The 24,615-nt window shown below is 61.1% G+C and carries 21 protein-coding genes and 1 pseudogene; 16 read left to right on the forward strand and 6 right to left on the reverse strand.

Translation table 11 applies throughout. The annotated features are described in order from the left end of the window. Positions 1-53: 53 nt before the first annotated feature. From ACZRN6_RS10720 to ACZRN6_RS10740, 5 genes and pseudogenes are all read left to right on the forward strand, one after another. Positions 54-1,085, forward strand: a pseudogene (locus tag ACZRN6_RS10720) (HAMP domain-containing protein); the annotation flags it as partial. Positions 1,086-1,178: 93 nt separating this feature from the next. Next, positions 1,179-1,943, forward strand: a complete 765-nt coding sequence (locus ACZRN6_RS10725; RefSeq protein WP_416152109.1) for a methyl-accepting chemotaxis protein — start codon at positions 1,179-1,181, stop codon at positions 1,941-1,943. A 71-nt stretch (positions 1,944-2,014) separates the two neighbouring features. Then, positions 2,015-3,136 (forward strand): glycosyltransferase family 4 protein, encoded by a 1,122-nt coding sequence (locus ACZRN6_RS10730; protein WP_464007914.1) that lies wholly within the window; start codon positions 2,015-2,017, stop codon positions 3,134-3,136. Continuing rightward, entirely contained in the window at positions 3,129-3,872 is a 744-nt protein-coding gene (locus tag ACZRN6_RS10735; RefSeq protein WP_464007915.1) for a DUF2334 domain-containing protein, read from the forward strand. Before ACZRN6_RS10730 ends, ACZRN6_RS10735 begins: the two co-directional genes overlap by 8 nt. Further along, on the forward strand, positions 3,869-4,978 hold the full coding sequence (locus ACZRN6_RS10740) for a lysylphosphatidylglycerol synthase transmembrane domain-containing protein (RefSeq protein ID WP_464007916.1): 1,110 nt from the start codon (positions 3,869-3,871) through the stop codon (positions 4,976-4,978). The genes ACZRN6_RS10735 and ACZRN6_RS10740 overlap by 4 nt, the downstream gene beginning before the upstream one ends. 119 nt (positions 4,979-5,097) lie before the next feature. Here ACZRN6_RS10740 and purU read toward each other — a convergent pair whose 3' ends face one another. Next, entirely contained in the window at positions 5,098-5,946 is an 849-nt protein-coding gene (gene purU / locus ACZRN6_RS10745) for a formyltetrahydrofolate deformylase (protein WP_464007917.1), read from the reverse strand. A gap of 351 nt (positions 5,947-6,297) precedes the next feature. Here purU and mvaT point away from each other — a divergent pair, with 351 nt between their 5' ends. Then, positions 6,298-6,672: a histone-like nucleoid-structuring protein MvaT gene (mvaT, locus tag ACZRN6_RS10750; RefSeq protein WP_005790963.1), complete on the forward strand. Its 375-nt coding sequence runs from the start codon at positions 6,298-6,300 to the stop codon at positions 6,670-6,672. A gap of 89 nt (positions 6,673-6,761) precedes the next feature. Here the strand turns inward: mvaT and sbcB are convergent, their stop codons facing one another. After that, entirely contained in the window at positions 6,762-8,189 is a 1,428-nt protein-coding gene (gene sbcB / locus ACZRN6_RS10755; RefSeq protein ID WP_322143478.1) for an exodeoxyribonuclease I, read from the reverse strand. 189 nt (positions 8,190-8,378) lie between these two features. Between sbcB and ACZRN6_RS10760 the strand changes: the two genes are divergently transcribed. Genes ACZRN6_RS10760 through ACZRN6_RS10785 form a run of 6 tightly spaced genes read left to right on the forward strand, consistent with a single transcriptional unit; the run spans position 8,379 to position 15,034 of the window. Then, the gene (locus tag ACZRN6_RS10760; protein ID WP_322143477.1) at positions 8,379-9,071 is read left to right on the forward strand and encodes an RDD family protein; all 693 of its coding nucleotides are present in this window, start codon (positions 8,379-8,381) and stop codon (positions 9,069-9,071) included. Further along, positions 9,068-10,048: a stage II sporulation protein M gene (locus ACZRN6_RS10765; protein ID WP_464007918.1), complete on the forward strand. Its 981-nt coding sequence runs from the start codon at positions 9,068-9,070 to the stop codon at positions 10,046-10,048. Before ACZRN6_RS10760 ends, ACZRN6_RS10765 begins: the two co-directional genes overlap by 4 nt. Beyond that, positions 10,035-11,564 (forward strand): DUF4129 domain-containing protein, encoded by a 1,530-nt coding sequence (locus ACZRN6_RS10770; RefSeq protein ID WP_464007919.1) that lies wholly within the window; start codon positions 10,035-10,037, stop codon positions 11,562-11,564. The genes ACZRN6_RS10765 and ACZRN6_RS10770 overlap by 14 nt, the downstream gene beginning before the upstream one ends. Next, a complete protein-coding gene (locus ACZRN6_RS10775; RefSeq protein ID WP_464007920.1) occupies positions 11,561-12,718 on the forward strand; it encodes a DUF4350 domain-containing protein in 1,158 nt (385 codons plus the stop codon). Before ACZRN6_RS10770 ends, ACZRN6_RS10775 begins: the two co-directional genes overlap by 4 nt. Further along, positions 12,715-13,695, forward strand: coding sequence for an AAA family ATPase (locus ACZRN6_RS10780; protein WP_464007921.1), 981 nt, complete (start codon positions 12,715-12,717; stop codon positions 13,693-13,695). The genes ACZRN6_RS10775 and ACZRN6_RS10780 overlap by 4 nt, the downstream gene beginning before the upstream one ends. A gap of 7 nt (positions 13,696-13,702) precedes the next feature. Continuing rightward, complete coding sequence (locus ACZRN6_RS10785; protein WP_464007922.1) at positions 13,703-15,034, forward strand: DUF58 domain-containing protein; 1,332 nt, start codon at positions 13,703-13,705, stop codon at positions 15,032-15,034. A 10-nt stretch (positions 15,035-15,044) separates the two neighbouring features. Here ACZRN6_RS10785 and ACZRN6_RS10790 read toward each other — a convergent pair whose 3' ends face one another. Together ACZRN6_RS10790 and ACZRN6_RS10795 are read right to left on the reverse strand one after the other, a co-directional pair. After that, complete coding sequence (locus ACZRN6_RS10790) at positions 15,045-15,404, reverse strand: PilZ domain-containing protein (RefSeq protein WP_322143471.1); 360 nt, start codon at positions 15,402-15,404, stop codon at positions 15,045-15,047. 226 nt (positions 15,405-15,630) lie between these two features. Next, positions 15,631-16,005, reverse strand: coding sequence for a tetratricopeptide repeat protein (locus ACZRN6_RS10795; RefSeq protein ID WP_464007923.1), 375 nt, complete (start codon positions 16,003-16,005; stop codon positions 15,631-15,633). A 174-nt stretch (positions 16,006-16,179) separates the two neighbouring features. On the opposite strand from ACZRN6_RS10795, the gene pyk reads away from it, so the two are divergent. Next, on the forward strand, positions 16,180-17,631 hold the full coding sequence (gene pyk / locus ACZRN6_RS10800; protein ID WP_322143469.1) for a pyruvate kinase: 1,452 nt from the start codon (positions 16,180-16,182) through the stop codon (positions 17,629-17,631). Positions 17,632-17,826: 195 nt separating this feature from the next. Here the strand turns inward: pyk and ACZRN6_RS10805 are convergent, their stop codons facing one another. Both ACZRN6_RS10805 and ACZRN6_RS10810 read right to left on the reverse strand, forming a co-directional pair. Continuing rightward, positions 17,827-18,576 (reverse strand): enoyl-CoA hydratase-related protein, encoded by a 750-nt coding sequence (locus ACZRN6_RS10805; RefSeq protein ID WP_464007924.1) that lies wholly within the window; start codon positions 18,574-18,576, stop codon positions 17,827-17,829. A gap of 30 nt (positions 18,577-18,606) precedes the next feature. Further along, on the reverse strand, positions 18,607-19,539 hold the full coding sequence (locus ACZRN6_RS10810; protein ID WP_464007925.1) for an iron-sulfur-binding ferredoxin reductase: 933 nt from the start codon (positions 19,537-19,539) through the stop codon (positions 18,607-18,609). Positions 19,540-19,756: 217 nt separating this feature from the next. Here ACZRN6_RS10810 and ACZRN6_RS10815 point away from each other — a divergent pair, with 217 nt between their 5' ends. The 3 genes from ACZRN6_RS10815 (at position 19,757) to ACZRN6_RS10825 (ending at position 24,565) form a co-directional block, all read left to right on the forward strand. Beyond that, positions 19,757-21,280 carry a fumarate hydratase gene (locus tag ACZRN6_RS10815; RefSeq protein WP_167664434.1) on the forward strand — a complete coding sequence of 508 codons (1,524 nt, stop codon included), beginning with the start codon at positions 19,757-19,759 and terminating at the stop codon, positions 21,278-21,280. Between the two features lie 199 nt (positions 21,281-21,479). Beyond that, positions 21,480-23,246, forward strand: a complete 1,767-nt coding sequence (locus ACZRN6_RS10820; protein ID WP_464007926.1) for an ATP-binding protein — start codon at positions 21,480-21,482, stop codon at positions 23,244-23,246. Next, the gene (locus ACZRN6_RS10825; RefSeq protein WP_322143465.1) at positions 23,240-24,565 is read left to right on the forward strand and encodes a sigma-54-dependent transcriptional regulator; all 1,326 of its coding nucleotides are present in this window, start codon (positions 23,240-23,242) and stop codon (positions 24,563-24,565) included. Before ACZRN6_RS10820 ends, ACZRN6_RS10825 begins: the two co-directional genes overlap by 7 nt. Positions 24,566-24,615: the final 50 nt, after the last annotated feature.

Here is a 24,615-nt window from a genome sequence, read left to right on the forward strand (position 1 = left end):
CGCCTCAAAAGGACGCGCATCGGATATTAAGACCATAGCGGACCCCACAAGCCATGAATAAAAATCTGCGTTTCAGCCATAAAATCCTGCTTGCCGCCGCGCTTATCGTCATTGCCGCCTTTGCGTTGTTTACCCTCTACAACGATTACCTGCAGCGTAATGCGATTCGCGACGACCTGAACAACTACCTGCATGAAATGGGCGATGTCACCGCCAGCAACATCCAGACCTGGCTCGCCGGGCGTATTGTGCTGATCGAAAGCGCCGCGCAAAACATCGCCATTAACCCGGACTCAACCAGCGTCGCCAACCTGCTGGAACAGAAGGCCCTGACGTCTTCATTCATGGCCACGTACCTGGGCGACAGCAAAGGCGGCTTCGTCATCCGCCCCGACACCAAGATGCCCGATGGCTTCGACCCACGTGTGCGCCCCTGGTACAAAGGCGCACAAGGCAGCAACGGCTCAACCCTGACCGAACCCTACATTGATGCGGCCACCGGCCAGTTGATCATTTCCATCGCCACTCCCAGCAGCAAAGCGGGCCAGAGCGTCGGCGTGGTGGGCGGAGACCTGAGCCTGCAAACCCTGGTAGACAACATCGGCGCCCTGAACTTCGGCGGCATGGGCTACGCCTTCCTGGTCAGCGCCGACGGCAAAGTGCTGGTGCACCCGGACAAAAACCTGGTGATGAAAACCCTGGCCGATGTCTATCCGAACAGCACCCCAAGAATCAGCAGCGATGTCAGCGAAGTCGAGGTAAACGGCAAAACCCGAATCGTTACCTTTACCCCTATCAAGGGCCTGCCCTCGGTAAACTGGTACCTCGGCCTGTCGGTGGATAAAGACAAATCCTTCGCCATGCTCAGCGAATTCCGCACCTCGGCAATTATCGCTACGAGCATCGCGGTGGTCATCATCATCGCCCTGCTCGGCATGCTGATCCGCATCCTCCTGCAGCCGCTGCACGTCATGACCCGCGCCATGCAAGACATCGCCGACGGCGAGGGCGACCTGACCCGCCGCCTGACCATCCAGAACCATGACGAATTCGGTGTGCTGGGAAGCGCGTTCAATCGCTTCGTAGAGCGGATTCATACCTCGATTCGCGAAGTGTCCTCGGCCACCGAGCAGGTCAACGAAGTGGCCCTGCGGGTGGTCAGCGCCTCCAACTCCTCGATGGTCAACTCCGACGAGCAGGCCAACCGCACCAACAGCGTCGCGGCCGCCATCAACGAACTGGGAGCCGCCGCCCAGGAAATCGCCCGCAACGCCGCGCAAGCCTCCAGCCAGGCCAGCGATGCCCGGCACCTGGCCGAAGACGGTCAGCAGGTGGTCGAGCGCAATATCCAGGCAATGAACCAGTTGTCGCAGATGATCAGCGCTTCCAGCACCAATATCGAAGCGCTCAATAGCAAGACGGTGAACATCGGGCAGATTCTGGAAGTGATCACCAGCATTTCCCAGCAAACCAACCTGCTGGCCCTCAACGCGGCGATTGAAGCAGCGCGGGCCGGGGAAGCCGGGCGCGGGTTCGCGGTAGTGGCCGATGAAGTGCGCAACCTGGCGCACCGCACCCAAGAGTCGGCGCAGCAAGTGCAGAAGATGATCGAGGAGCTGCAAGTCGGCGCCCGGGATTCGGTCAGCACCATGAGCGAAAGCCAACGCCACAGCCAAGACAGCGTGGAAATCGCCAACCTGGCGGGTGAACGCCTGAACAGCGTGACCCAGCGCATCGGCGAGATTGACGGGATGAACCAGTCGGTCGCCACCGCTACCGAGGAACAGACCTCGGTGGTGGAGTCGATCAACATGGACATCACTGAAATCAACACTCTCAACCAGGAAGGCGTGGAAAACCTGCAATCCACCTTGCGGGCCTGTTCGGACCTGGAGCAGCAAGCGGCCCGGTTGAAACAATTGGTCGGCAGTTTCCGGATCTGACAGCACGCAAACCCAACCGAACATCTCTCCTTGCCCAAGGTCCACGGTAAGGAGAGCAATGGATCGGAGGGATGTTCATCGTGCATATCGCGGACATAACCATGTTCTACGCCCCGGCCAGCGGCGGCGTGCGCACCTACCTGGATGCCAAGCACCGCCGCCTGGCACTCAGGCCCGGAATTCGCCACAGCCTGTTGATCCCGGGCGCGCACTTAAGCGAGCAGGACGGCATATTCAAAGTCCCGGCACCCGCCCTGCCCTTCGGCAAAGGCTATCGCTTCCCGTTGCGGCTGGCGCCTTGGCGAAACGTCCTGCACGATTTACAGCCTGATCTGATCGAGGTCGGCGACCCTTACCTGACTGCCTGGGCGGCACTGGATGCCCGGCGCCAACTGGATGTGCCGGTCATTGGTTTCTATCACTCCGACTTGCCACTGTTGGTGAGCAATCGAATGGGCAACTGGTTCACCCCGAACGTTGAAGCCTATGTCAGCAAACTCTATGGGAATTTTGACCGGGTGTTGGCGCCCAGCCAGGTGATGGCCGACAAGTTGATCGGCCTGGGGGTAAAAAATGTCTATGTCCAGCCACTGGGCGTCGACCTGCAAACCTTTACCCCGGCGGCACGGGACCCGGGGTTGCGCGCCGAGCTGGGCATCAGCCAAGACACACGCCTGCTGATCTTTGCCGGACGCGGCTCAAGGGAGAAAAACCTGCCAGTGCTGCTCAACTGCATGAAGCGTTTGGGGAACGGCTACCACCTGCTGCTGGTGGGTTCCGGCATGCCGGTGACGTTGCCGGACAATGTCACGGTGGTCGACGGTTTCCGTCCGGCGGCCCATGTCGCCCGGCTGATGGCCAGTTCCGACGCCCTGCTCCACGGCGGCGACCAGGAAACCTTTGGCCTGGTGATTCTTGAAGCCATGGCCTGTGGCCTGCCGGTGATCGCCGTAGCCGCCGGTGCCTTCACAGAAATCGTCGACGAGCACTGCGGCCTGCTGTGCGCGCCGAACAATCCCCGCGCCATGGCCAATGCAGTGCACGAACTGTTCAGTACCAATAGCCAGCACATGGGCGAACAGGCCCGGCGCCACGTCGAACAGCACTACGCCTGGGACGCCGTGGTCGACAGCCTGCTGGGGCATTATCAGGCCGTGCTTGGGGCGCACCCACCGATGCTCGCCCATGGCTAGGCGCTCAGTGATATTGGTGCTGCATGACGTGGCACCACAAACCTGGGCCGATTACCGTCCGTTCGTCGAGGCGGTCGATGCGTTGGGTAACGTGCCTGTTACCTGGTTAGTGGTGCCGGACTTTCACCACCGCAACTCACTCGACCGCCATGATGATTTCCGACGGCTGCTGGACAGCCGCGTTGCGAGGGGCGATGAACTGACGTTGCACGGCTACTACCATTGCGATGATCAACCGGCTCCGCGCACGCCGAAAGACTGGTTCATGCGTCGAATCTATACCCATGAAGGAGAGTTCTACCGACTGGCCGAAGACCAGGCCCTGTCCCGATTGGCAGACGGGATCGAACTGTTCCAACGCCACGACTGGCCCCTTCATGGCTTCGTCGCCCCGGCCTGGCTGATGAGCTGCGGCACCCGCCAAGCCTTGCGCCAGTTGCCCCTGACCTATACCAGTGACCCGCAACATTTTTATCGGCTTCCCGACTTCACCGCGATCAAGGCCCCGGGGCTGGTGTGGAGTGCCCGAAGCGCCTGGCGCCGGGGCGTGTCGAAAGTCCTCAGCAACCGTCGCGCGCAGCGCTGGCAATCGGCTCCGGTGATTCGTCTCGGCCTGCACCCGGTGGACATGCGCCACGATTTTTCACGTCAATATTGGTTCGATATCCTACGGCGGCTGATCGATGAAGGACGTATCCCGCAAACCAAACACGCCTGGCTGGCCACGCAGCCATGAACCGGCTGATCTGGTTGGCGGTGGCGTTGCTGGCAGCATTGGCTATTCCCTTGAGGCTGGGCGGCGGTGAAACCGGCGCACGCTTGCAGCAATTCCCCTTGCAACTGCTGTTGCTGATGTTCGGCATGATTGTGCTGTGCTGGCTGGTAAACACCCTGCGTATCCGTCTGCTGTTGGGGAACCATCTCGGGCAACTGGGCCGGATAAAAAGCCTGGGGCTGGTGATGTCCACCGAATTTGCCATGTGCGCAACACCCGGTGGCAGCGGTGGCCCATTGACGCTGATGGCCTTGCTCGCGCGCAATGGCGTGCGTCCGGCCCGTGGCAGTGCAGTGTTTGCCATGGACCAGTTGAGCGACTTGTTGTTCTTTCTCTGCGCATTGATCGGGATCGCCGTATATGCGCTGTTCCATACGCTCAACCCCAAACTCGAATGGCTGTTGGGGCTCAGTGCGGTATCGATGGTCGGCGGGCTGATCAGTTGCCTGCTACTGGCGCGCCTTCACCGCCGATTGCTTCGCCTTACGGAGTTTGTGCTCAAGACTTTGAAGGTGCGGGCCGCTACCCGCCGCCGCTGGGCGCGCAAATGGCTGCGTTTTCTCGCGGCCTTCACCGAGACCCTGAAGTTGCCATGGCACACCCTGGTGCTGGTATTTTTGCTGACCTGCGTGCACTGGAGCTTGCGCTACAGCGTCCTGTACCTGGCATTGCGCGGTTTGGGAGCGAATGTGCAATGGGCCTGGAGTTTCCTGATCCAGATGCTGGCATTGACTGCTGGCCAGTTCAGCCTGCTGCCCGGAGGTGCCGGGGCGGCAGAACTGACGTCGGCGGCATTACTGGCACCGATGGTGGGCAAATCGACCGCAGCGGCTGCGATCCTGATCTGGAGGGCCGTGACGTATTACTTTTACCTGCTGGCGGGCGGCCCGGTCTTCCTGTTGATGCTGGGCAAACCGTTGCTCAAGCGTCTGATTCAGGCAGCGCCGGCGGCTCATCCTGCTCCTGCAACTGCGCCCACAAAAGGGCGGCACCCGGGAAGTCGGTACCGTCTTGAGCATCCAGAGCGTCCGGGTCATAACGACTCAAACACCCCTCGCCCAAAGTAGCGGGTGCTCGGGAAGTGGCTTTATCGCGCGGATCAGTCATTGTCCGATCCTCCTGAATGAAAAAGGGCCTGCAGCGATTTAACGCCCAGGCCCCTTATTGTTCAACTGGAACAGGTCGATCAGAACACGACGGTCTTGTTGCCGTGCACCAATACGCGGTCTTCCAGGTGATAGCGCAGGCCACGCGCCAGCACCATTTTCTCGACATCACGGCCAAAGCGGACCATGTCTTCAATGCTGTCGCTATGACTGACGCGCACCACGTCCTGCTCGATGATAGGACCTGCGTCCAGCTCTTCAGTGACATAGTGGCACGTTGCACCGATCAGCTTGACGCCACGCAAAGACGCTTGGTGATACGGCTTGGCACCCACAAACGACGGCAGGAAACTGTGGTGAATGTTAATCACCTTGCCCGCGTATTCACTGCACAGTGCCGGCGGCAGGATTTGCATGTAGCGCGCCAGCACCACGACGTCCGCGTCGTGGTGCTTGACCAGGCGCGAGACTTCGGCGAATGCCGGCTCCTTGTCCTGCGGGTTGACCGGGACGTGGTAGAACGGGATGCCGTGCCACTCAACCATGCTGCGCAGGTCGTCGTGGTTGGAAATCACACAAGAGATCTCGCAGTCCAGTTCATCGCTGTGCCAGCGGTGCAGCAGGTCGGCCAGGCAGTGGGACTCGCGGCTGGCCATCAGCACCACGCGTTTTTTCTGTTCCGTGTCGGTGATGCGCCAGGTCATCGAAAACTCTTCAGCGATCGGCGTAAATGCCTCACGAAAAGCTTCCAGGCCAAAGGGCAGCGTGTCGGCACGAATTTCGTGACGCATGAAAAACCAACCGCTGAGATTGTCCGAGTGATGGCTCGCTTCGGTGATCCAGCCGTTGTGGGAAGCCAGAAAGTTACTGACCTTGGCAACGATGCCAACCCGGTCCGGGCAAGCAATCACCAGCCGAAAAGTGCGCATTAGGGGGGAACTCCAGAACTTCGCAAAGGCCGCCATTCTAGCGATTGCGCAGAAAAACTGCAGTATTCCTCAACGCTTATTCTGATCGCGAGCGTCGGCGGCGTCCCTTAATACCGTAAGGTTTTACCCACTCTATGTGCGCAACGCCATAGACTCGGGCAGTTAGCCAAGACTTAACGAGAGTATCTATAGGGCTTAACCCTTACTAATTAACTCAATTCCACGCTTTTGCCATAAACTACCAAAGTAAATTACATAAATGCGGCCTTAAATGTTTACTTGGGCAAACTGTCTGACTATTATTGGGCCACTATCCCCTTTCACCCCAGCGCCCTACATAAGGTAGTCCTCATGTCCCTGATCAACGAATACCGTGCCACCGAAGAAGCGATCAAAGAGCTGCAAGCCCGTTTGAAGAACCTGTCCCAAGACGACAAACTGCAAACCGAGCTGGAATTCGAAGGCAAATTGCGCACCCTGATGGGTGAGTACTCCAAATCCCTGCGTGACATCATCGCGCTGCTGGATCCAGAGTCGAAAGTTAAGGCACCCCGTGGCGCTGTAAAAACTACCGGCACCAAGCGTGCACGCAAGGTTAAACAATACAAAAACCCGCACAACGGCGAAGTGATTGAAACCAAAGGTGGCAACCACAAGACGCTGAAAGAGTGGAAAGCCAAGTGGGGCGGCGACGTGGTTGAAGGCTGGGCTACCCTGCTGGGTTAAGCTTCGTCAGGACGCTGCGCGATACGCAACGCAATAAAAAACGCCAGCTTGCTGGCGTTTTTTATTGTCTGAATTTTACGAGGGACCGATTACAGCCCCATTCGAGTTGCTAAGGAATCAACATATCCCTGCCACTCATCAAGCACCTGCCGCTGAAACGGTGTAGCACTAACAGCCAATTCAAAATGCGCCTGTTTAAACCCTCCAAGGGTGTTTGGCGCGCCCCATTGCGGGTCGGTCAAACGTTGCTGACAGAAAACTCTCCAGCGCTGTTGCTCCTCGTTATTCAGGGTGTCGGGAAAGTTACGGGCGCGATAGCGAAATAATAATTCCGGCAAACGCTCATCATCAAAAGGCCATTGCTGGCGCGCTAGTTGCTCAGGCTCAGCGACTCTCACTTGTTCACATAAACGTCGATCGCGATCACCGATAAAACCATCGTATAGCTGCTGCTCCGGATCGGCGCTCGACGCAAAATCTTCCTCGGCATAAATCGCCGCTAATTTATCGCGCCATAGTTCCTGTGCGTCGCTTAGCCGCAGGGCACGTGCCGCATACTCATCCATGTCCAGTTGCAGGCGCTCGCGGTCTTGAACACGAAGCACACTTAACGGCGCGACCACCGGGCAGCGATTGATATGCAGCAATTTGAGCGGTACCGGCAACTCACCTTCGGCAAGATCATCGCGCCGGGTGTAGAGGCGCCGACGCAAGGTTTCGGCGTCTTCGTCCAGTAAACCCCGGGGGTCGAGCCCCAAGTCACAAACGATCAATGCGTTGCGATTGCGCGGGTGCCACGCCAACGGCAATACCACGCCCAGGTAATGACGCTCGGCAGCAAAGCGGCCGGAGATATGCACCATCGGCTGCAACAGACGCACCTGGTCCATCACCCGTTGTTTGCTGCGCAACTGGAACAGCCAGTCATAGAGCTTGGGTTGTTTCTCACGGACCAGCCGGGCCAGGGCGATGGTGGCGCGCACATCGGACAACGCGTCGTGGGCCTGCCCATGGTCGATGCCATTGGCAGCCGTCAATCGCTCAAGCTTGAGGGTGACGCGTCCGTCTTGTTGCGGCCAGACGATCCCGTCCGGGCGCAAGGCGTAGGCGGTGCGCACCACATCGATCAAGTCCCAGCGACTGTTGCCGCCTTGCCACTCCCGTGCATAGGGGTCAAAAAAGTTGCGATACAAACTGTAGCGCGTCATCTCGTCGTCAAAACGCAAGGTGTTGTAGCCGGCGCCACACGTGCCTGGGGCGGCCAGTTCGGTGTGCACCCGGGTCATGAAGTCGGCTTCGGCCAAGCCCTTTTCCGCCAGCACGCCAGGCGTGATGCCGGTAATCGCGCACGCCGCCGGATGCGGCAGGATATCGTCGCTGGGCTGGCAATAAAGATTGACCGGCGGCCCTACCTCGTTGAGCTCAAGGTCGGTACGAATGCCGGCCACTTGCAGTGGGCGGTCGGTACGCGGGTTGATGCCGGTGGTTTCATAGTCGTACCAGAAAATGGTGGTCACGGGCTATTCCTGTGCTGAAGACCGACAAAGTCTAGGCGCTGGAAGGCACCGGGGGCCAGCGCTGTCTGTACTGTACAAACATTCAGTAAATCGTTGAGTGGTTGCTTCCAGCGTCGACACTGCTAGCATCCGTCTTTCCAACCCAGCCGCTGCCGCCCGTGCGCCAGCTCTGCACTGCCAAGGACCGCGATGCCACCTGCGCCATTGGACACCCGCTACCAGATCGAAACCCCGGAGGGCATCGACCTGCCGCTGCGCCCGGCCGGGTTGCTGGTGCGTTCACTGGCATTTGCCTTAGACCTGGGGTTGCGCGGCCTTATCCTGGGCATCCTGTTCATCGCCCTGGCCTTTCTTGGCAACCTGGGCGTTGGCCTGGGTTCACTGCTGCTGTTTCTCGTCAGTTGGTGGTACATGGTGCTGTTCGAGGTACTCAACCAAGGCTGCTCGCCCGGCAAGCAGATCATGGGCCTGCGGGTGGTGCACGACGACGGCACGCCCATCGGCTGGTCCGCGTCTCTCATCCGCAACCTGCTGCGTTTTGTCGACATGCTGCCCATAGGCTATTTCCTCGGGGCCATCAGTTGCCTGCAACACCCCAACTTCAAGCGCCTGGGCGACCTGGCGGCCGGAACACTGGTGATCTATCGAGAACAAACGCTTTCCCGACCGCAAGTACCGCAAGCCCCGCCGCTGCGCCTGCCGTTCGCCCTTGAGCTGAACGAACAGCGGGCGATTCTCAGCTTCGCCGAACGCCAGGGTGAGTTGTCCACCGAACGGGCCAATGAACTGGCCGCGATCCTGGCCGCGCCCCTGCAAGTCTCCCCTGCCCGCGCCGTGGCAGAACTGAACGGTGTCGCCCGCGGATTGTTGGGGCCAGCATGAAGCAGAGCCTTTTCGAAAGCCGTCACCAACCACAATGGCAAGCCTTTGCCATACAACTGGCACAGCTGGAAAAAGGCAAAGCCAAACACACTGACTTTGCCGACTTCCCCCATCAATACCGGCAGTTGTGCCAACACCTGGCCCTGGCCCAGGAGCGCGGCTACAGCAGCTATCTGGTTGACCCACTGCAACAACTTGCCTTGCGGGGCCACCAACAGCTGTATCGCCACCACAGCCGGTTGGGTGCAAACGTGCTGGGTTTTCTATTGGCCGGCTTCCCCAGGCTGGTTCGCGCGCAATGGCGATTCGTGCTGGCGGCGAGCTTGCTGTTCTTCGGCAGCCTGGTCGGTATCGCGCTGCTGGTGTACCTGTTTCCCGAGCTGATCTACAGCATCGTCAGCCCCCGACAAATAGCCGAGATGCAGGGCATGTACGACCCCGATGCCAGCCGCCTGGGCCGGGCAGCCGAACGCGCTTCCAGCGAAGACTGGATGATGTTTGGCTACTACGTCATGCATAACATCGGGATCGCCTTCCAGACCTTTGCCGCCGGCCTGCTGTTTGGCCTGGGCAGCGTGTTTTTCCTGTTCTTCAACGGCCTGATGATTGGCGCCGTCGCCGGGCACCTGACCCAGATCGGCTACGGCCAGACCTTCTGGTCATTCGTGATTGGCCATGGTGCCTTCGAACTCAGCGCTATCGCCCTGGCTGGCGCGGCGGGCCTGCAGTTGGGGTGGGCACTGATTGCGCCGGGGCAACTGACAAGAGGCGAATCCCTGCGCTTGGCCGCGCGTATAAGCGTGCAGATGATTTGTGGTGTGATGGTGTTCCTGCTCATCGCCGCATTCATCGAGGCGTACTGGTCCTCTACCACCGCCGTGGCCCCCTGGATCAAATACCTGGTGGGCGCCGCACTGTGGCTGCTGATGGCCGCCTACCTGCTGTTTGCCGGACGCAACCGCCATGCGCCTGAGTGATGCCAGCGTCGTGATCCGCCCGCGCAATGCCTGGGAAGCCATGGACCTCGGCATCCTGCTGGCCCGCGAACATCGGCGGCTGCTGTGGAGCAGTTGGGCAATCGTGAGCTTGCCGGTCTTCGCCCTGTTCAGTGCGCTGCTGTGGAACCATCCCTCCACCGCGCTGTTGCTGTTCTGGTGGTTGAAGCCAGCATTCGACCGCCTGCCACTGTATATCCTGTCCAAGGCCTTGTTCGGCGAAACCCCCAGCCTCAAGCAGGCCCTGCGCCAATGGCCACGCCTGCTCAAGGGCCAATTGCTGGCCAGCCTGACCTGGCGGCGCTTCAGCTTGAGCCGCAGTTTCTTGATGCCGGTAGTCCAGCTCGAAGGCCTGCAAGGCCAGGCACGCCAACAACGCCTTGGCGTGCTGCAACAGCACAACGCCGGCGCTGCGCGCTGGTTGACGTTGATCGGGGTGCACCTGGAACTGGCCCTGTGGGCCGGGCTGATGGTGGTGTTCTATTTTTTCCTGCCCGAACAGGTCGAGCAAGACTGGGATTGGCAACACCTCATACTGAGCGCCGGGCAAGACTGGCTATGGCTGGAGCACCTGACCAATGCCTTCTATGCTGTGATCCTGGTGTTCTGGGAGCCTATTTATGTCGCCTGTGGTTTCAGCCTGTACTTGAACCGCCGCACCGTGCTGGAAGCCTGGGACCTGGAGTTGGTATTCCGTCGACTGCGCCAGCGCTTGAGTGGTGTAGCGCCGGCCATGTTGCTATTGATCGGGCTCGTGCTGGTGCCGGCGTTCCCATCGGCATGGGCCGATGAACCGGCTCCTAAAAAGCCCCTGAGTACCCAAGCGGCCAATCAGTCGATCAAGACGCTGCTGCAGCAGCCACCGTTCAAGAACCCCGAGACCGTCACCCGTTACCGCTTTGGCGAAGACAAATCGGCGGACAAAAACAAACCGACAGGTGAGGCCAGACTGCCAGCCTGGCTCGAAGCATTGCTGAAAAACCTCGACAGCGATTCGTTCAAGCATATCGCCAAGGGGCTGGAAGTACTGCTATGGGGGTTGCTGACCGTTGGCCTGGCGCTGGTGCTCTGGCGTTATCGTGACTGGCTGCATGCGTTTGTCAGCCGACGCAGCCCGCGCAAGGCCAAGCCTGCCAGGCCCGCGCCATCGCAGCTGTTCGGCCTCGAACTTGGCGCAGACACTTTGCCGGAAGACGTCGCAGGCACCGCCGAGCTGCTTTGGGCCACCCAGCCCCGGGAAGCCCTTGGCCTGCTCTACCGTGGCTTGCTCAACCGCCTGCTGCACGACTTCAACCTGCCACTCAAAAATGCCGACACTGAAGCCCAGGTCCGGGAGCGTATTCGTCAACTGCAGCAGCCGTCGTTGCTGGCGTTCAGCGACGAACTCACTCGTCATTGGCAAAATCTTGCCTATGGCCATCGCCTGCCGCCAGCCATGGCGCAACAACAGCTTTGCACTGCCTGGCGAGCGCTGTTTGGCTCGGGTGCCACACCATGAACCGGCCCTCACTGTGGGTCGGGCTGCTGCTGGCCTGTTTGCTCGCCGCCGGCGGCTTTTATGCCTGGCACAAGGCTATTCCCTATCAGGAAGTCGTGGATCGCGGCCCTTCACCGCAAGCGCTGGCCAACCCTTATCTCGCGGCAGAGCATTTTCTGCGCCAGCAAGGCCTGACGGTGCAGCACGCCAACAGCCTGGAACGGCTGGCTGGCCTCTCGCCCAAAGGCAACAGCCTGCTGTTGCTGGGCGAGCGCAGCAATATGAGCCCACGCCAGGTTGACCAGCTGCTGGAGTGGACGAAGGCTGGTGGGCACCTGCTGCTGGTGGCCGAAGCGCTGTGGGATGAAGACACCGGCAAAAGCGCTGACCTGCTGTTGGATCGCGTGCAAATACACCAATTTTTCAGTGACGCATTCGACACGCCAGCACCCGCGCGAAAAAACCAGGCGCCGGACCTGACCAAGCTGTATGTGGACAACGAAACGGCCCCGGCCTATTTCAGCTTCGACACCGACTTCAATCTCATCGACCCCAGGCACTTGGCGCAATTCTCGGCCAACAGCGCCAAGTCGACGCACCTGATGCAGGTCAACCTCGGGCAAGGCCGCGTGACCGTCATTACCGACAGCGACCTGTGGAAAACCCCAGCCATTGGCCTGCACGATAACGCCTGGCTACTGTGGTACCTGAATCAGGGCACCCAGGTCACGTTGCTGTTCAATACCGATGTCGAGGATCTGTTCAGCCTTTTGCTGCGCTACTTCCCCCAGGCCCTGGTGGCGCTTGTCGCCCTGATTGCTCTGGGGTTGTGGCACGCCAGTATGCGCCAGGGCCCGACCCGACAACCGGCCTCCAAGGCTCGCCGGCAACTGCAGGAACACTTGAAAGCCAGCGCCGATTTCCTGCTGCGCCGCAGTGGCCAGAACAGCCTGCTGCAAGCCTTGCAGCGCGACATCCAGCGCACTGCAAGGCGCCGTTATCCCGGGTTCGAACACCTCGACACCGCCGAGCAAGCGCGGGTTCTTGAACGCCTGACCCGCCAACCCACCCTCGTCATCCGCCAGGCCCTCGGCCCACTCCCGGCAAAACGGCTTTCCAGTGCCGATTTCAGTCGCCAGGTGGCCAGCCTGCAAACCCTCAGGAACGCCCTATGAGCGAATTTCCAGCCGCTGACCCGATCCAGCGCGCCAGCCAACAGGCCCAGGCCTTGCGCGTCGAGTTGCGCAAAGCCGTCATCGGCCAGGACCAAGTGATTGATGACGTGCTCACCGCGTTGATCGCGGGCGGCCATGTATTGCTCGAAGGCGTTCCAGGCCTGGGCAAGACCTTGCTGGTGCGTGCCCTGGCGCGCTGCTTTGGTGGTGAGTTCGCGCGTATCCAGTTCACACCAGACCTGATGCCCAGTGACATCACCGGCCATGCCGTGTACGACCTGCATACCGAACAGTTCAAGCTGCGCAAGGGGCCGTTGTTTACCAACCTGCTGCTGGCCGACGAGATCAATCGTGCACCGGCGAAAACCCAGGCAGCATTGCTTGAAGCCATGCAGGAACGCCAGGTAACCCTGGAGGGCGAGGCGCTGCCCATCGGCCAACCGTTCATGGTATTGGCCACCCAGAACCCCATCGAGCAGGAAGGCACTTACCCCTTGCCCGAGGCCGAACTGGATCGTTTCATGCTCAAGGTACGCATGGACTACCCCGAGGCGCAGCAGGAACTGGACATGGTGCGCGAAGTCACTCGTTCCTCCAGGGCCGACATGCTCGACGTGCAGCCGCTGCGCACGGTACTGCAAGCCGAGGATGTGCTGCTGTTGCAACAGATCGCCAGTGAACTGGCGCTGGATGAACAGGTACTCGACTACGCCGTTCGCCTGGCCCGTACCACCCGCAGTTGGCCAGGCCTGACCATCGGCGCAGGCCCTCGAGCCTCCATCGCCTTGGTTCGCGGCGCGCGGGCCCGGGCCTTGCTGCGCGGTGGCGAGTTCGTCACCCCGGATGACATCAAAGGCTGCGCCCTGGCGGTGTTGCGCCACCGGGTACGCATTGCCCCGGAACTGGATATCGATGGGCTGGAGGTCGATCAGGTGCTTAAACAACTGCTGGACCAAGTCCCGGCGCCACGTCAATGAAACGCCCATGAGACCGACCCGCCTGCTATTGATCTGGCTCGGCGTGCTGCTGGGCCTGAGCACCCTGATCGGCGCACTGGTGGCGCTGCAGGTCAAGGTGCCAGGCACCCTGCACTCAGTGATATGGGGCCTGCTGCTGGCCCTGTTGCTGCTGGCCTTGCTGGACGCCAGCCGCTTGCATCGCCAGCCGTCCCCACGCGTACGACGGCAGATGCCCGGCAGCCTTGCGTTGGGACGCTGGGGGGAGGTGCGGTTAACGCTGGAGCACGACTATTCCCAGCCGTTGATAGTGCGGTTATTCGATCACGTGCCTGACGGCCTGGCAGTGGAGAACCTGCCGCAGTCCATTGAACTGCGACCCGGAGAGCGAAGTGAATTGGGTTACCGGTTAAGGCCCCAAAGGCGCGGGCATTTCAGTTTTACCCAGTGTGAAGTCCACCTTCCCAGCCCACTGGGGCTGTGGTCGGCACGCCGCCTGACAGCCGTCACCGATGCCACGCGGGTCTACCCGGACTTCGCCCGGCTGTATGGCGCGCAACTGCAGGCGGTAGACAACTGGCTCAACCAGCTCGGTGTACGCCAGCGCCAGCGACGTGGATTGGGCCTGGAGTTTCACCAACTGCGGGAGTTTCGCGAGGGCGACAGCCTGCGCCAGATCGACTGGAAAGCCACTGCCCGGCAACGCACGCCGATTGCCCGGGAGTACCAGGACGAGCGCGACCAGCAGATCATGTTCATGCTCGATTGTGGCCGGCGCATGCGCAGCCAGGACGCCGAACTGTCACACTTCGACCACGCTCTCAACGCCTGCCTGCTACTCAGCTATGTTGCCTTGCGCCAGGGTGATGCGGTGGGGCTTTGCACATTTGCCTGCGACGCGCCGCGCTACCTGGCGCCCGTCAAGGGCAGCGGCCAGCTTAACCAGTTGCTGAATGCCGTGTATGACCTGGACACCAGCCGGCGTACCGCAGATTACCAGGCGGCCGCCAGCCAACTGCTGGCCCGGCAGAAACGGCGCTCGCTGGTGATCGTGGTCACCAATTTGCGCGATGAGGATGATGAGGAGTTGCTCAGTGCCGTCAAACGCATCAGCCGCCAGCATCGGGTACTGGTGGCCAGCCTGCGCGAGGATGTCCTGGATCGGTTGCGCCAGGCGCCGGTGCAAACCCTGCCCGAAGCGCTGGCCTATTGCGGCAACGTCGACTACCTCAATGGCCGCGACGATCTCCATGGCCGCTTGAACGCCCACGGCTTGCCGATACTGGATGCGCTGCCTTCGGAATTGGGTGCTGCCCTGGTCACCCGCTACCTGGGCTGGAAGAAAGCCGGCGTGCTCTGAAGCCTGGCGCCTAGGCAGAGGCCTGCAGCGGGTCGAAGCTGAAGTAATCCCATAATGCGCTGATCACCTGGGCATATTCAGCGGGCGCATGCAAAACGCTGAACCCGGAGTCGTAATGCTGCGGGTTGATATCCTCATGACACCACAAGCAGTTAGCCGTGAGGTCAACGGCATGTACCTCGCCTTTGCCTCCCGGGATCTTCAACCGCAATTGGAATTCAACGTCGACCATCATCGGCAATTGACTGATCAGCATCAGCCCTTGCTCGGAAACATTGCCCAAATAGCCAATGGGCTTGTCCGTGAGGCGATTGAATACCTGCAAAAAGCAGGGTAATTGATGCCGCTCGATCCGTCGCTCGATAAACATAATAAGATTGCCATCCAATGGCCATCAAAGTGGCCTCTCCAGTGATTCGGAACGCGCCCTCTCAGACCCGCTCTCCCTGAATCTCGGCGCAACAATAGCCAAAGCCTTGTCGCCTATACCTTCCGAACCCAGGCACGCCATTCATTTGAATACAAACTTGTACAAATGCACATTCAAAGAATAGCCCAAGAATGGCAACGAGCCAGCTACTGGACGACAAATAGGATTACAGCGACGCCGGACGCGGTTGAGCGACGCTGGCGCCCGAATAATGTCCCAGTTGCTGCAAGGTATCCAGGCGCGCGCGTGCCCGGAATGCATACTCGCTCGCCGGGTATTGGCTGATGATGAACTGATAGGTCTGGGCCGCATCCACGAACAGTTTTTCGCGCTCCAGGCACTGCCCGCGCAACATCGAGACTTCCGGTTGCACGTAGCGCCGAGAGCGACTTTCACGGTCAACCTGGGACAACTCAAGGGTGACCCGCTGGCAATCGCCTACACCGTAGGCGCGGTACGCATTGTTCAAATGATGGTCCATCGACCAACGGGTGCAGCCGACAACACTGACGGCCAGGGCAGCAATGATCACGATTCGCATGGGGTTCTCCTGTCTTGTGCAGTGTATCGACCCTTCATCGAAAATCTTCAAGGTTGTTCATCTGTTCATGCAGAGTGAAAACAAGCGAATCATCGATAAGTAGTGCAAACGAACAATGACTACAACCAAAGAGCATAGTAGCCTTCCCCAGCGCTTGAACTCAGGAGTCCGTGCATGTCCGTCCGTCGTACCAAAATCGTCGCCACCCTTGGCCCGGCCAGTAACTCGCCGGAAGTCCTCGAACAGCTGATTCTGGCTGGCCTGGACGTTGCCCGTCTGAACTTCTCCCACGGCACCCCGGACGAGCACAAGGCTCGCGCCAAGCTGGTGCGTGACCTGGCCGCCAAGCATGGCCGCTTCGTCGCACTGCTGGGTGACCTGCAAGGCCCGAAAATCCGTATCGCCAAATTCGCCAACAAGCGGATCGAGCTGAAGATCGGTGACCAGTTCACCTTCTCCACCAGCCATCCGCTGACCGAAGGCAACCAGCAAGTCGTGGGTATCGACTACCCGGACCTGGTGAAAGATTGCGGCGTAGGCGACGAACTGCTGCTGGACGACGGTCGCGTGGTCATGCGCGTCGACACCGCGACGCCAACCGAACTCAATTGCACCGTGATCATCGGCGGCCCGCTGTCGGATCACAAAGGCATCAACCGTCGCGGCGGTGGCCTTACCGCTCCGGCCCTGACTGAAAAAGACAAGGCCGACATCAAGCTCGCCGCCGAAATGGAAGTGGACTACCTCGCGGTATCCTTCCCACGCGACGCTGCCGACATGGAATACGCCCGCAAACTGCGCGACGAAGCTGGCGGTACTGCCTGGCTGGTGGCGAAGATCGAACGCGCCGAAGCCGTGGCCAATGACGAAACCCTCGACGGCCTGATCAAGGCTTCCGACGCCGTGATGGTTGCCCGTGGCGACCTGGGTGTGGAAATCGGCGATGCCGAGCTGATCGGTATCCAGAAAAAAATCATCCTGCACGCACGTCGCCACAACAAAGCGGTGATCGTTGCAACGCAGATGATGGAGTCGATGATCCAGAACCCGATGCCGACCCGTGCCGAAGTGTCCGACGTGGCCAACGCCGTGCTCGACTACACCGACGCCGTGATGCTCTCGGCTGAAAGTGCCGCTGGCCCGTACCCGCTGGAAGCCGTGCAGGCCATGGCGCGCATCTGCGTCGGCGCTGAAAAGCACCCGACCAGCAAGACCTCCAGCCACCGTATCGGCAAGGTCTTCGAAAGCTGCGACCAGAGCATCGCGCTCGCCGCCATGTACACCGCCAACCACTTCCCGGGCGTGAAGGCGATCATCGCCTTGACCGAAAGTGGCTACACGCCGTTGATCATGTCGCGCATCCGCTCCTCGATCCCGATCTACGCGTTCTCCCCGCACCGCGAAACCCAGGCCCGTGCGGCCATGTTCCGTGGTGTCTACACCGTACCGTTCGACCCGGCATCGCTGCCGCCTGAGCAAGTCAGCCAGGCTGCGATCGACGAGTTGCTCAAGCGCGGCGTCGTGGAGAAAGGCGACTGGGTCATCCTGACCAAGGGCGACAGCTACCACACCATCGGCGGCACCAACGGCATGAAGATCCTGCACGTTGGCGACCCAATGGTCTGAGTACAGGCTGAAAAACAAAAGCCCCGCCATGTGAATGGTGGGGCTTTTTGCGTTTCAGATCGGGATATTCCATTGGCTATCTGGGCCTCATCGCAGGCAAGCCAGCTCCCACAGTTAATCGCGTTTCTTCAACTCAACTCGGTCAACTGTGGGAGCTGGCTTGCCTGCGATGGCGCCCGCTCCCACAACACTTCTTCATCGCCTGGCGATAAACCCCGACAACGCCGCAATCGCCTCCGGCGACTTCAACCTCTGGGTAAACAACGCCCCCTCCTCCTCGATCACCTTGCGCAATTGCTCGCGATCGACGCTTTTCATCAAATGCTTGCTGACCTGCACCGCGCTCGGCGACAGGGTTTCGAACCGTGCCGCGACTTCCCGCGCCTTGGCCAAGGCGGACTCGCCACTGCCCAACGCTTCAGTGGCAATGCCCCACGCGGCAGCCTGCTCGCCGGTAAAGCCTTCACCCAGCAGCAACAACTCCGCCGCCTTGGCATGCCCCAACAATCGCGGCAGGATCAAGCTGGAACCAAACTCCGGGCACAGCCCCAGGTTGACGAACGGCATGCGCAACCGCGCATCCCGGCTGATGTACACCAAGTCGCAATGCAGTAGCAATGTGGTGCCAATACCCACCGCCACACCCGCCACCGCCGCAATCACCGGCTTGCGGCAATTGAGCAAACTGCGCATGAAATGAAACACCGGGCTGTCGAGGTCAGCGGGCGGTTGTTCAAGGAAGTCGGCAATATCATTACCGGCGGTGAAGCACTCACTGCTGCCCTGGATCAACACGGCATTGACGCTGGTGTCGGCGTCGGCTTGCTCCAGCGCCTCGGCCAGTTGGCTGTACATGGCGCGGGTCAAGGCGTTTTTCTTGTCCGGGCGATTGAGCTGCAGGGTCAGCAACCCGCATTCGCGTTGCTGCAGGATGGCGTCAGTCATGGCAAATCTCGCGGCTGGAAAATTCAGCGCTCAACCACGGGGCAGGAACACATCGGCCAGCAGTTGATTGCGCGGCAGTCCGGCCAGGAACAGGCGCTTGGAAAAGGCCTCGACGCTGGCCGGGTGCCCGCAGAGTAAGGCCAGAGTTTGCCGCGAAACAAGCCGCAGTTGCGCCAAAGCTTCGGTCGACCCGGCCGCCGTCCAAAGCTCGACGGTCAGGTTCGGATGCGCTGCAGCCAGCTGCGCCAACGGCTCGGCCAGATAATGACCGCCAGCGTCATGGGCCAGGTGAATGACCCGGATGGCGCCCTGATGATCCTGGCGCAAGGCCTCGCGCAATACGCCCCACAACGGTCCAAGCCCGGTGCCCGAGGCCAGCAGCCACAGCGGCCGGGATTGCCAGTCGGGGTCGTACTGCAACGCGCCGCCCCGCAGTTCGCCCAGGCGCAGGCTGTCGCCGGACTTGAGCTGGCGGGCGGCATCGCTGAATTCGCCAGGCAGGCGGCAGTCGATGTGAAACTCCAGAAACGGATCTTCCAGGGGCAAGCTGGCCAATGAGTAAGGCCGCGCGATACTCCCCGCCCACAGCACCAGATGCTGCCCCGCCCGGTAACGCAAGCCGCGTTCGGGTTGCAGCCGCAGGCGCAATACGCTCGGGTTCAGCCAATCAACGCTCGAGACTGTCGCCGGCAACCCGTCACGCTGCGGGTCAAATGCCTCGACCTGCACATCACCCGAGACCTGGCACTGGCAGGCCAGGTGCCAGCCGTCCTGGCGTTGTGTCGGGCTCAGGGCATCTGGCTGGTTGTCCTGAATATCACCCCGGCAACGCACCAGACAGGCATGGCAACTACCGGCGCGGCAACTGTAAGGCACGGCCACGCCCGCCAGGTTCAGGGCATCCAGCAGGTTGCTGCCGGCGGCTACCGACCAGTGGCGTTCGCCGACGTGAAGTTCAGGCATCAAGGGTCTCGAATCAAAAAGGCAGCTACAGGGAATCACGCCCGGCAGAGTTTGACCATAGTCGGGTGTATCGGCCACCGTGGCGGGTTATACTGCCGCGCCTTTTTAGCGTCGCGCCAGCACCACACGGCGTGCCTTGGAAAGGTGCCTTCAGCCGACCGATTCACCCTACTGAAGGCACCTTTATTGAATGTTCCCTTATAGAGGAGCGCGACTCATGACCGTGATCAAGCAAGACGACCTGATTCAGAGCGTTGCCGACGCCCTGCAATTCATTTCCTACTACCACCCCGTTGACTTCATCCAGGCGATGCACGAAGCCTACCTGCGCGAAGAATCGCCAGCGGCCCGTGACTCCATGGCCCAGATCCTGATCAACTCGCGCATGTGTGCCACCGGCCACCGCCCGATCTGCCAGGACACCGGGATCGTCACCGTATTCGTACGCGTGGGCATGGACGTGCGCTGGGATGGCGCCACCATGAGCCTGGACGACATGATCAACCAAGGCGTGCGCCAGGCCTACAACCTGCCGGAAAACGTCCTGCGGGCTTCGATCCTCGCCGACCCGGCTGGTGCGCGTAAAAACACCAAGGACAACACCCCGGCCGTGATCCACTACTCCATCGTCCCGGGCAACACCGTGGAAGTGGACGTGGCCGCCAAAGGCGGCGGCTCCGAGAACAAGTCGAAAATGGCCATGCTCAACCCGTCCGACTCGATCGTCGACTGGGTGCTCAAGACCGTTCCGACCATGGGCGCCGGCTGGTGCCCTCCGGGCATGCTGGGCATCGGCATCGGCGGCACCGCCGAGAAAGCTGCGGTGATGGCCAAGGAAGTGTTGATGGAATCCATCGACATCCACGAGCTGAAAAAGCGCGGCCCGTCCAACCGTATCGAAGAGATGCGCCTGGAGCTGTTCGAGAAGGTCAACCAGCTGGGCATCGGCGCCCAGGGCCTGGGTGGCCTGACCACCGTGCTCGACGTGAAAATCATGGACTACCCGACCCACGCCGCCTCGCTGCCGGTGTGCATGATCCCCAACTGCGCCGCCACCCGTCACGCGCACTTCGTGCTCGACGGCTCGGGCCCGGCATCGCTGGAAGCGCCACCGCTGGACGCCTACCCGGAAATCGTCTGGGAAGCCGGCCCGTCGGCCCGTCGCGTCAACCTCGACACCCTGACCCCGGAAGACGTGCAAAGCTGGAAGCCGGGCGAAACCGTGTTGCTCAACGGCAAGATGCTCACCGGCCGCGACGCCGCGCACAAGCGCATGGTCGAGATGCTGAACAAGGGTGAAACCCTGCCGGTGGACCTCAAGGGTCGCTTCATCTACTACGTGGGCCCGGTTGATCCGGTGCGCGAAGAAGTGGTTGGGCCTGCAGGTCCGACCACTGCCACGCGGATGGACAAGTTCACCCGCCAGATCCTCGAGCAAACCGGCCTGTTGGGCATGATCGGCAAATCCGAGCGCGGCCCCACCGCGATCGAAGCGATCAAGGACCACAAGGCTGTTTACTTGATGGCAGTGGGCGGCGCGGCGTACCTGGTGGCCCAGGCCATCAAGAAATCCCGCGTGGTGGCGTTTGCCGAGCTGGGTATGGAAGCGATCTACGAGTTCGACGTGAAAGACATGCCGGTCACCGTTGCGGTGGATAGCAAGGGCGAATCGGTACACATCACAGGTCCTGCCATCTGGCAGAAAAGGATCAGTGAGAGCCTGGCGGTAGAAGTGCAGTAAGCATTTCCCCGCAAGGATAAAGGCGACCTGTAAGGTCGCCTTTTTTGTGCTGAACACCTCTCAATGTGGCGAGGGAGCTTGCTCCCGCTGGGGTGTACAGCGCTCCCATTTTTTTGGGGCCGCTACGCGCCCCAGCGGGAGCAAGCTCCCTCGCCACCATGCTATGGTGCTCGCCCCTAATTGCACTGTTCATCTTCGTATGATCGCGATTCCCCGCCCGTTGCGTTTGACCTTCTACTCCCTGCTGATTATTGCCGGCGCGGTGCTGGCTGCCGCCCTGGCCACCCGGCATGCCGAACGCCTGGCCCTGGTGGATGACGCCGCACGCGCCAATCAGCAACTCATGCTCTACGGCAACTCCCTGCACACCCTGATCGAACGTTACCGCGCCCTGCCCGCCGTGCTGGCCCTGGACTCGGAAATGATCAACGCACTCAAAGGCCCGCTGGACGCTGCCACCCAGGATTTGCTCAACCGCAAACTGGAGCGCATCAACGGTGCCGCACAATCTTCCACCCTCGAACTGATGGACCGCAACGGCCTGGCCGTGGCCGCCAGCAACTGGAACCTGCCCAGCAGTTATGTGGGGCACAACTACGCGTTTCGCCCCTATTTCAGCCAGACACTGAGCCAGGGCACCGGGCGTTTTTATGCGGTGGGCGTGACCACCGGTATTCCGGGGTATTTCCTCTCCAGCGCGGTAGTGGGCGAGAACGAACAGTTCCTCGGCGCCATGGTGGTCAAGCTGGAATTCCCGGAGCTGGAGCGCGAATGGGCCCAGGGCAATGACCTGCTGCTGGTCAGCGATGCGCGAGGCATTGTCTTCATCGCCAACCAGCCGGGCTGGCGCTACCGCGCCCTGCGCCCGTTGTCCGACAGCGATCACGCCGAACTCAAGGCCACTCGCCAATACGACAAGAAACAACTGCTGCCGCTGGACGCTGAAGCCCTGCAGCGCTTTGACGACAACAGCCACCTGATGCGCGTTGACGGGCCCGACGGCAAAGCCAGTTACATTTGGGAATCGCTGCCGCTGAAGGCCGAAGGCTGGACCTTGCACCTGTTGCGCAAGCCTCAGGTTGCCTTTGAAGACCAACGCAATGCCGGCCTCGCCGCCGCTGGTTCGTGGTTGGCGCTGGTGTTTTTGGTGCTGTTCCTGACCCAGCGCTGGCGCCTGGCCCGCCTGCGCCAGCGCAGCCGTGAAGAACTCGAACAGTTGGTGGAAGAACGCACCCGTGCCCTGCGCACCGCCCAGGACGGCCTGGTGCAATCGGCCAAGCTGGCGGCACTGGGGCAGATGTCTGCCGCCCTCGCCCACGAAATCAACCAACCGCTGACCGCCCAACGCATGCAATTGGCAACCCTGCGCCTGCTGCTGGATCACGGCCGGGTGGACGATGCCTACAAAGCCCTGACGCCGCTGGACGACATGCTCACGCGCATGGCCGCCCTCACCGGCCACCTCAAGACCTTCGCCCGCAAAAGCCCCAGCGGCCTGCGCGAACGCCTCGACCTGGCGACGGTGGTGGACCAGTCCCTGCACCTGCTGGACGCACGCCTGCGGGACGAAGCCATCGGCACCGTCCTCGATTTGACCCGCCCAGCGTGGGTACGCGGTGACGCGATCCGCCTGGAACAAGTGCTGATCAACCTGCTGCGCAACGCCCTCGATGCCATGGCCGACAAGCCTCGCAAACGCCTGGAAATCCGCCTGCACGCCGATCAACAACTGTGGTGCCTGACGGTCAGCGACAGCGGTGGAGGGATCGCCGACGAAAACCTCAACAGCGTATTCGACCCGTTCTTCACCACCAAACCGGTGGGTGACGGGCTCGGCCTGGGGCTCGCCGTGTCGTACGCTATCGTGCATGAACTGGGCGGCCGCCTGAGCGCCGGCAATCAAGGCGACGGGGCGATCTTTACCCTGACCTTGCCCATCGCCCTGGAGACACCAGACCTATGTTGAACGCGGTGATTGTGGTCGATGACGAAGCCAGCATTCGTACGGCTGTCGAGCAGTGGCTGAACCTCTCAGGCTTTGAGGTGCAGTTGTTCAGCCGGGCCGAGGAATGCCTGGCGCAATTGCCCAGGGACTTTCCCGGGGTGATCCTGAGTGACGTACGCATGCCCGGCCTCAGCGGCCTGGAGTTGCTTGCCGAAGTGCAGCGGCGCGACGCCGACCTGCCGGTGATTTTGCTCACCGGCCACGGCGATGTGCCGATGGCTGTCGAAGCCATGCGTGATGGCGCCTACGACTTCCTCGAAAAACCCTTCAGCCCCGAAGCCCTGCTCACCAGCCTGCGCCGGGCGCTGGACAAGCGCAGGCTGGTGTTGGAAAACCGCCGCCTGCATCAACAAGCTGATCACCGCGCTCAACTGGAATCGAGCCTGTTGGGGGTGTCCCGTGGATTGCAGAATCTACGCAAGCAAGTACTGGACCTGGCGGGCCTGCCGGTCAACGTGCTGATTCGCGGCGAAACCGGCAGTGGCAAGGAATTGGTCGCCCGTTGCCTGCATGATTTCGGGCCCCGCGCGAAGAAGCCATTTGTGGCGCTGAACTGTGCGGCGATTCCCGAGCAGCTGTTTGAAGCTGAGTTGTTCGGCCATGAAAGTGGCGCGTTTACCGGCGCCCAGGGCAAGCGCATCGGCAAGCTGGAGTATGCCGACGGTGGCACGCTGTTTCTCGATGAAATCGAAAGCATGCCCCTGGCCCAGCAAGTGAAGTTGCTGCGGGTGTTGCAGGAGCAAAAGCTGGAACGGCTGGGCTCCAATCAAAGCATCAAGGTGGACTTGCGGATCATCGCCGCCACCAAGCCCGACCTGCTGGACGAAGCCCGGGCCGGGCGTTTTCGCGAGGATCTGGCCTACCGCTTGACCGTCGCGCAACTGCGCCTGCCACCGCTGCGCGAACGCCGGGAAGACATTCCGCTGCTGTTCGAGCACTTTGCACAAAGTGCCGCCGAGCGCCTGGGCCGCGCCTTCGCGCCGTTGAGCGGGCCCGCGCTGGGGCGCCTGCTCAACCATGACTGGCCGGGCAATGTGCGGGAGCTGGCCAACGTCGCCGAACGCCAGGTGCTGGGGCTGGCTGAACCGGAGCCGGAAGGCATCGAAGCCGGGCAATCGTTGGCCGCGCAGCAAGAAGCATTTGAAGCCCATTGCCTGAAAGCCGCGCTGACCCGGCACAAAGGCGATATCAAGGCGGTGCTGGCCGAGTTGCAACTGCCCCGGCGCACCTTCAATGAAAAAATGCAGCGCCATGGCCTGGCGCGGGACACGTTCCTCTAAACCGGTTCTTGTATCGCCTGGTAGGGCGCCATCGCAGGCATAAGCGGATT

Source organism: Pseudomonas sp. A125, from assembly GCF_055409485.1.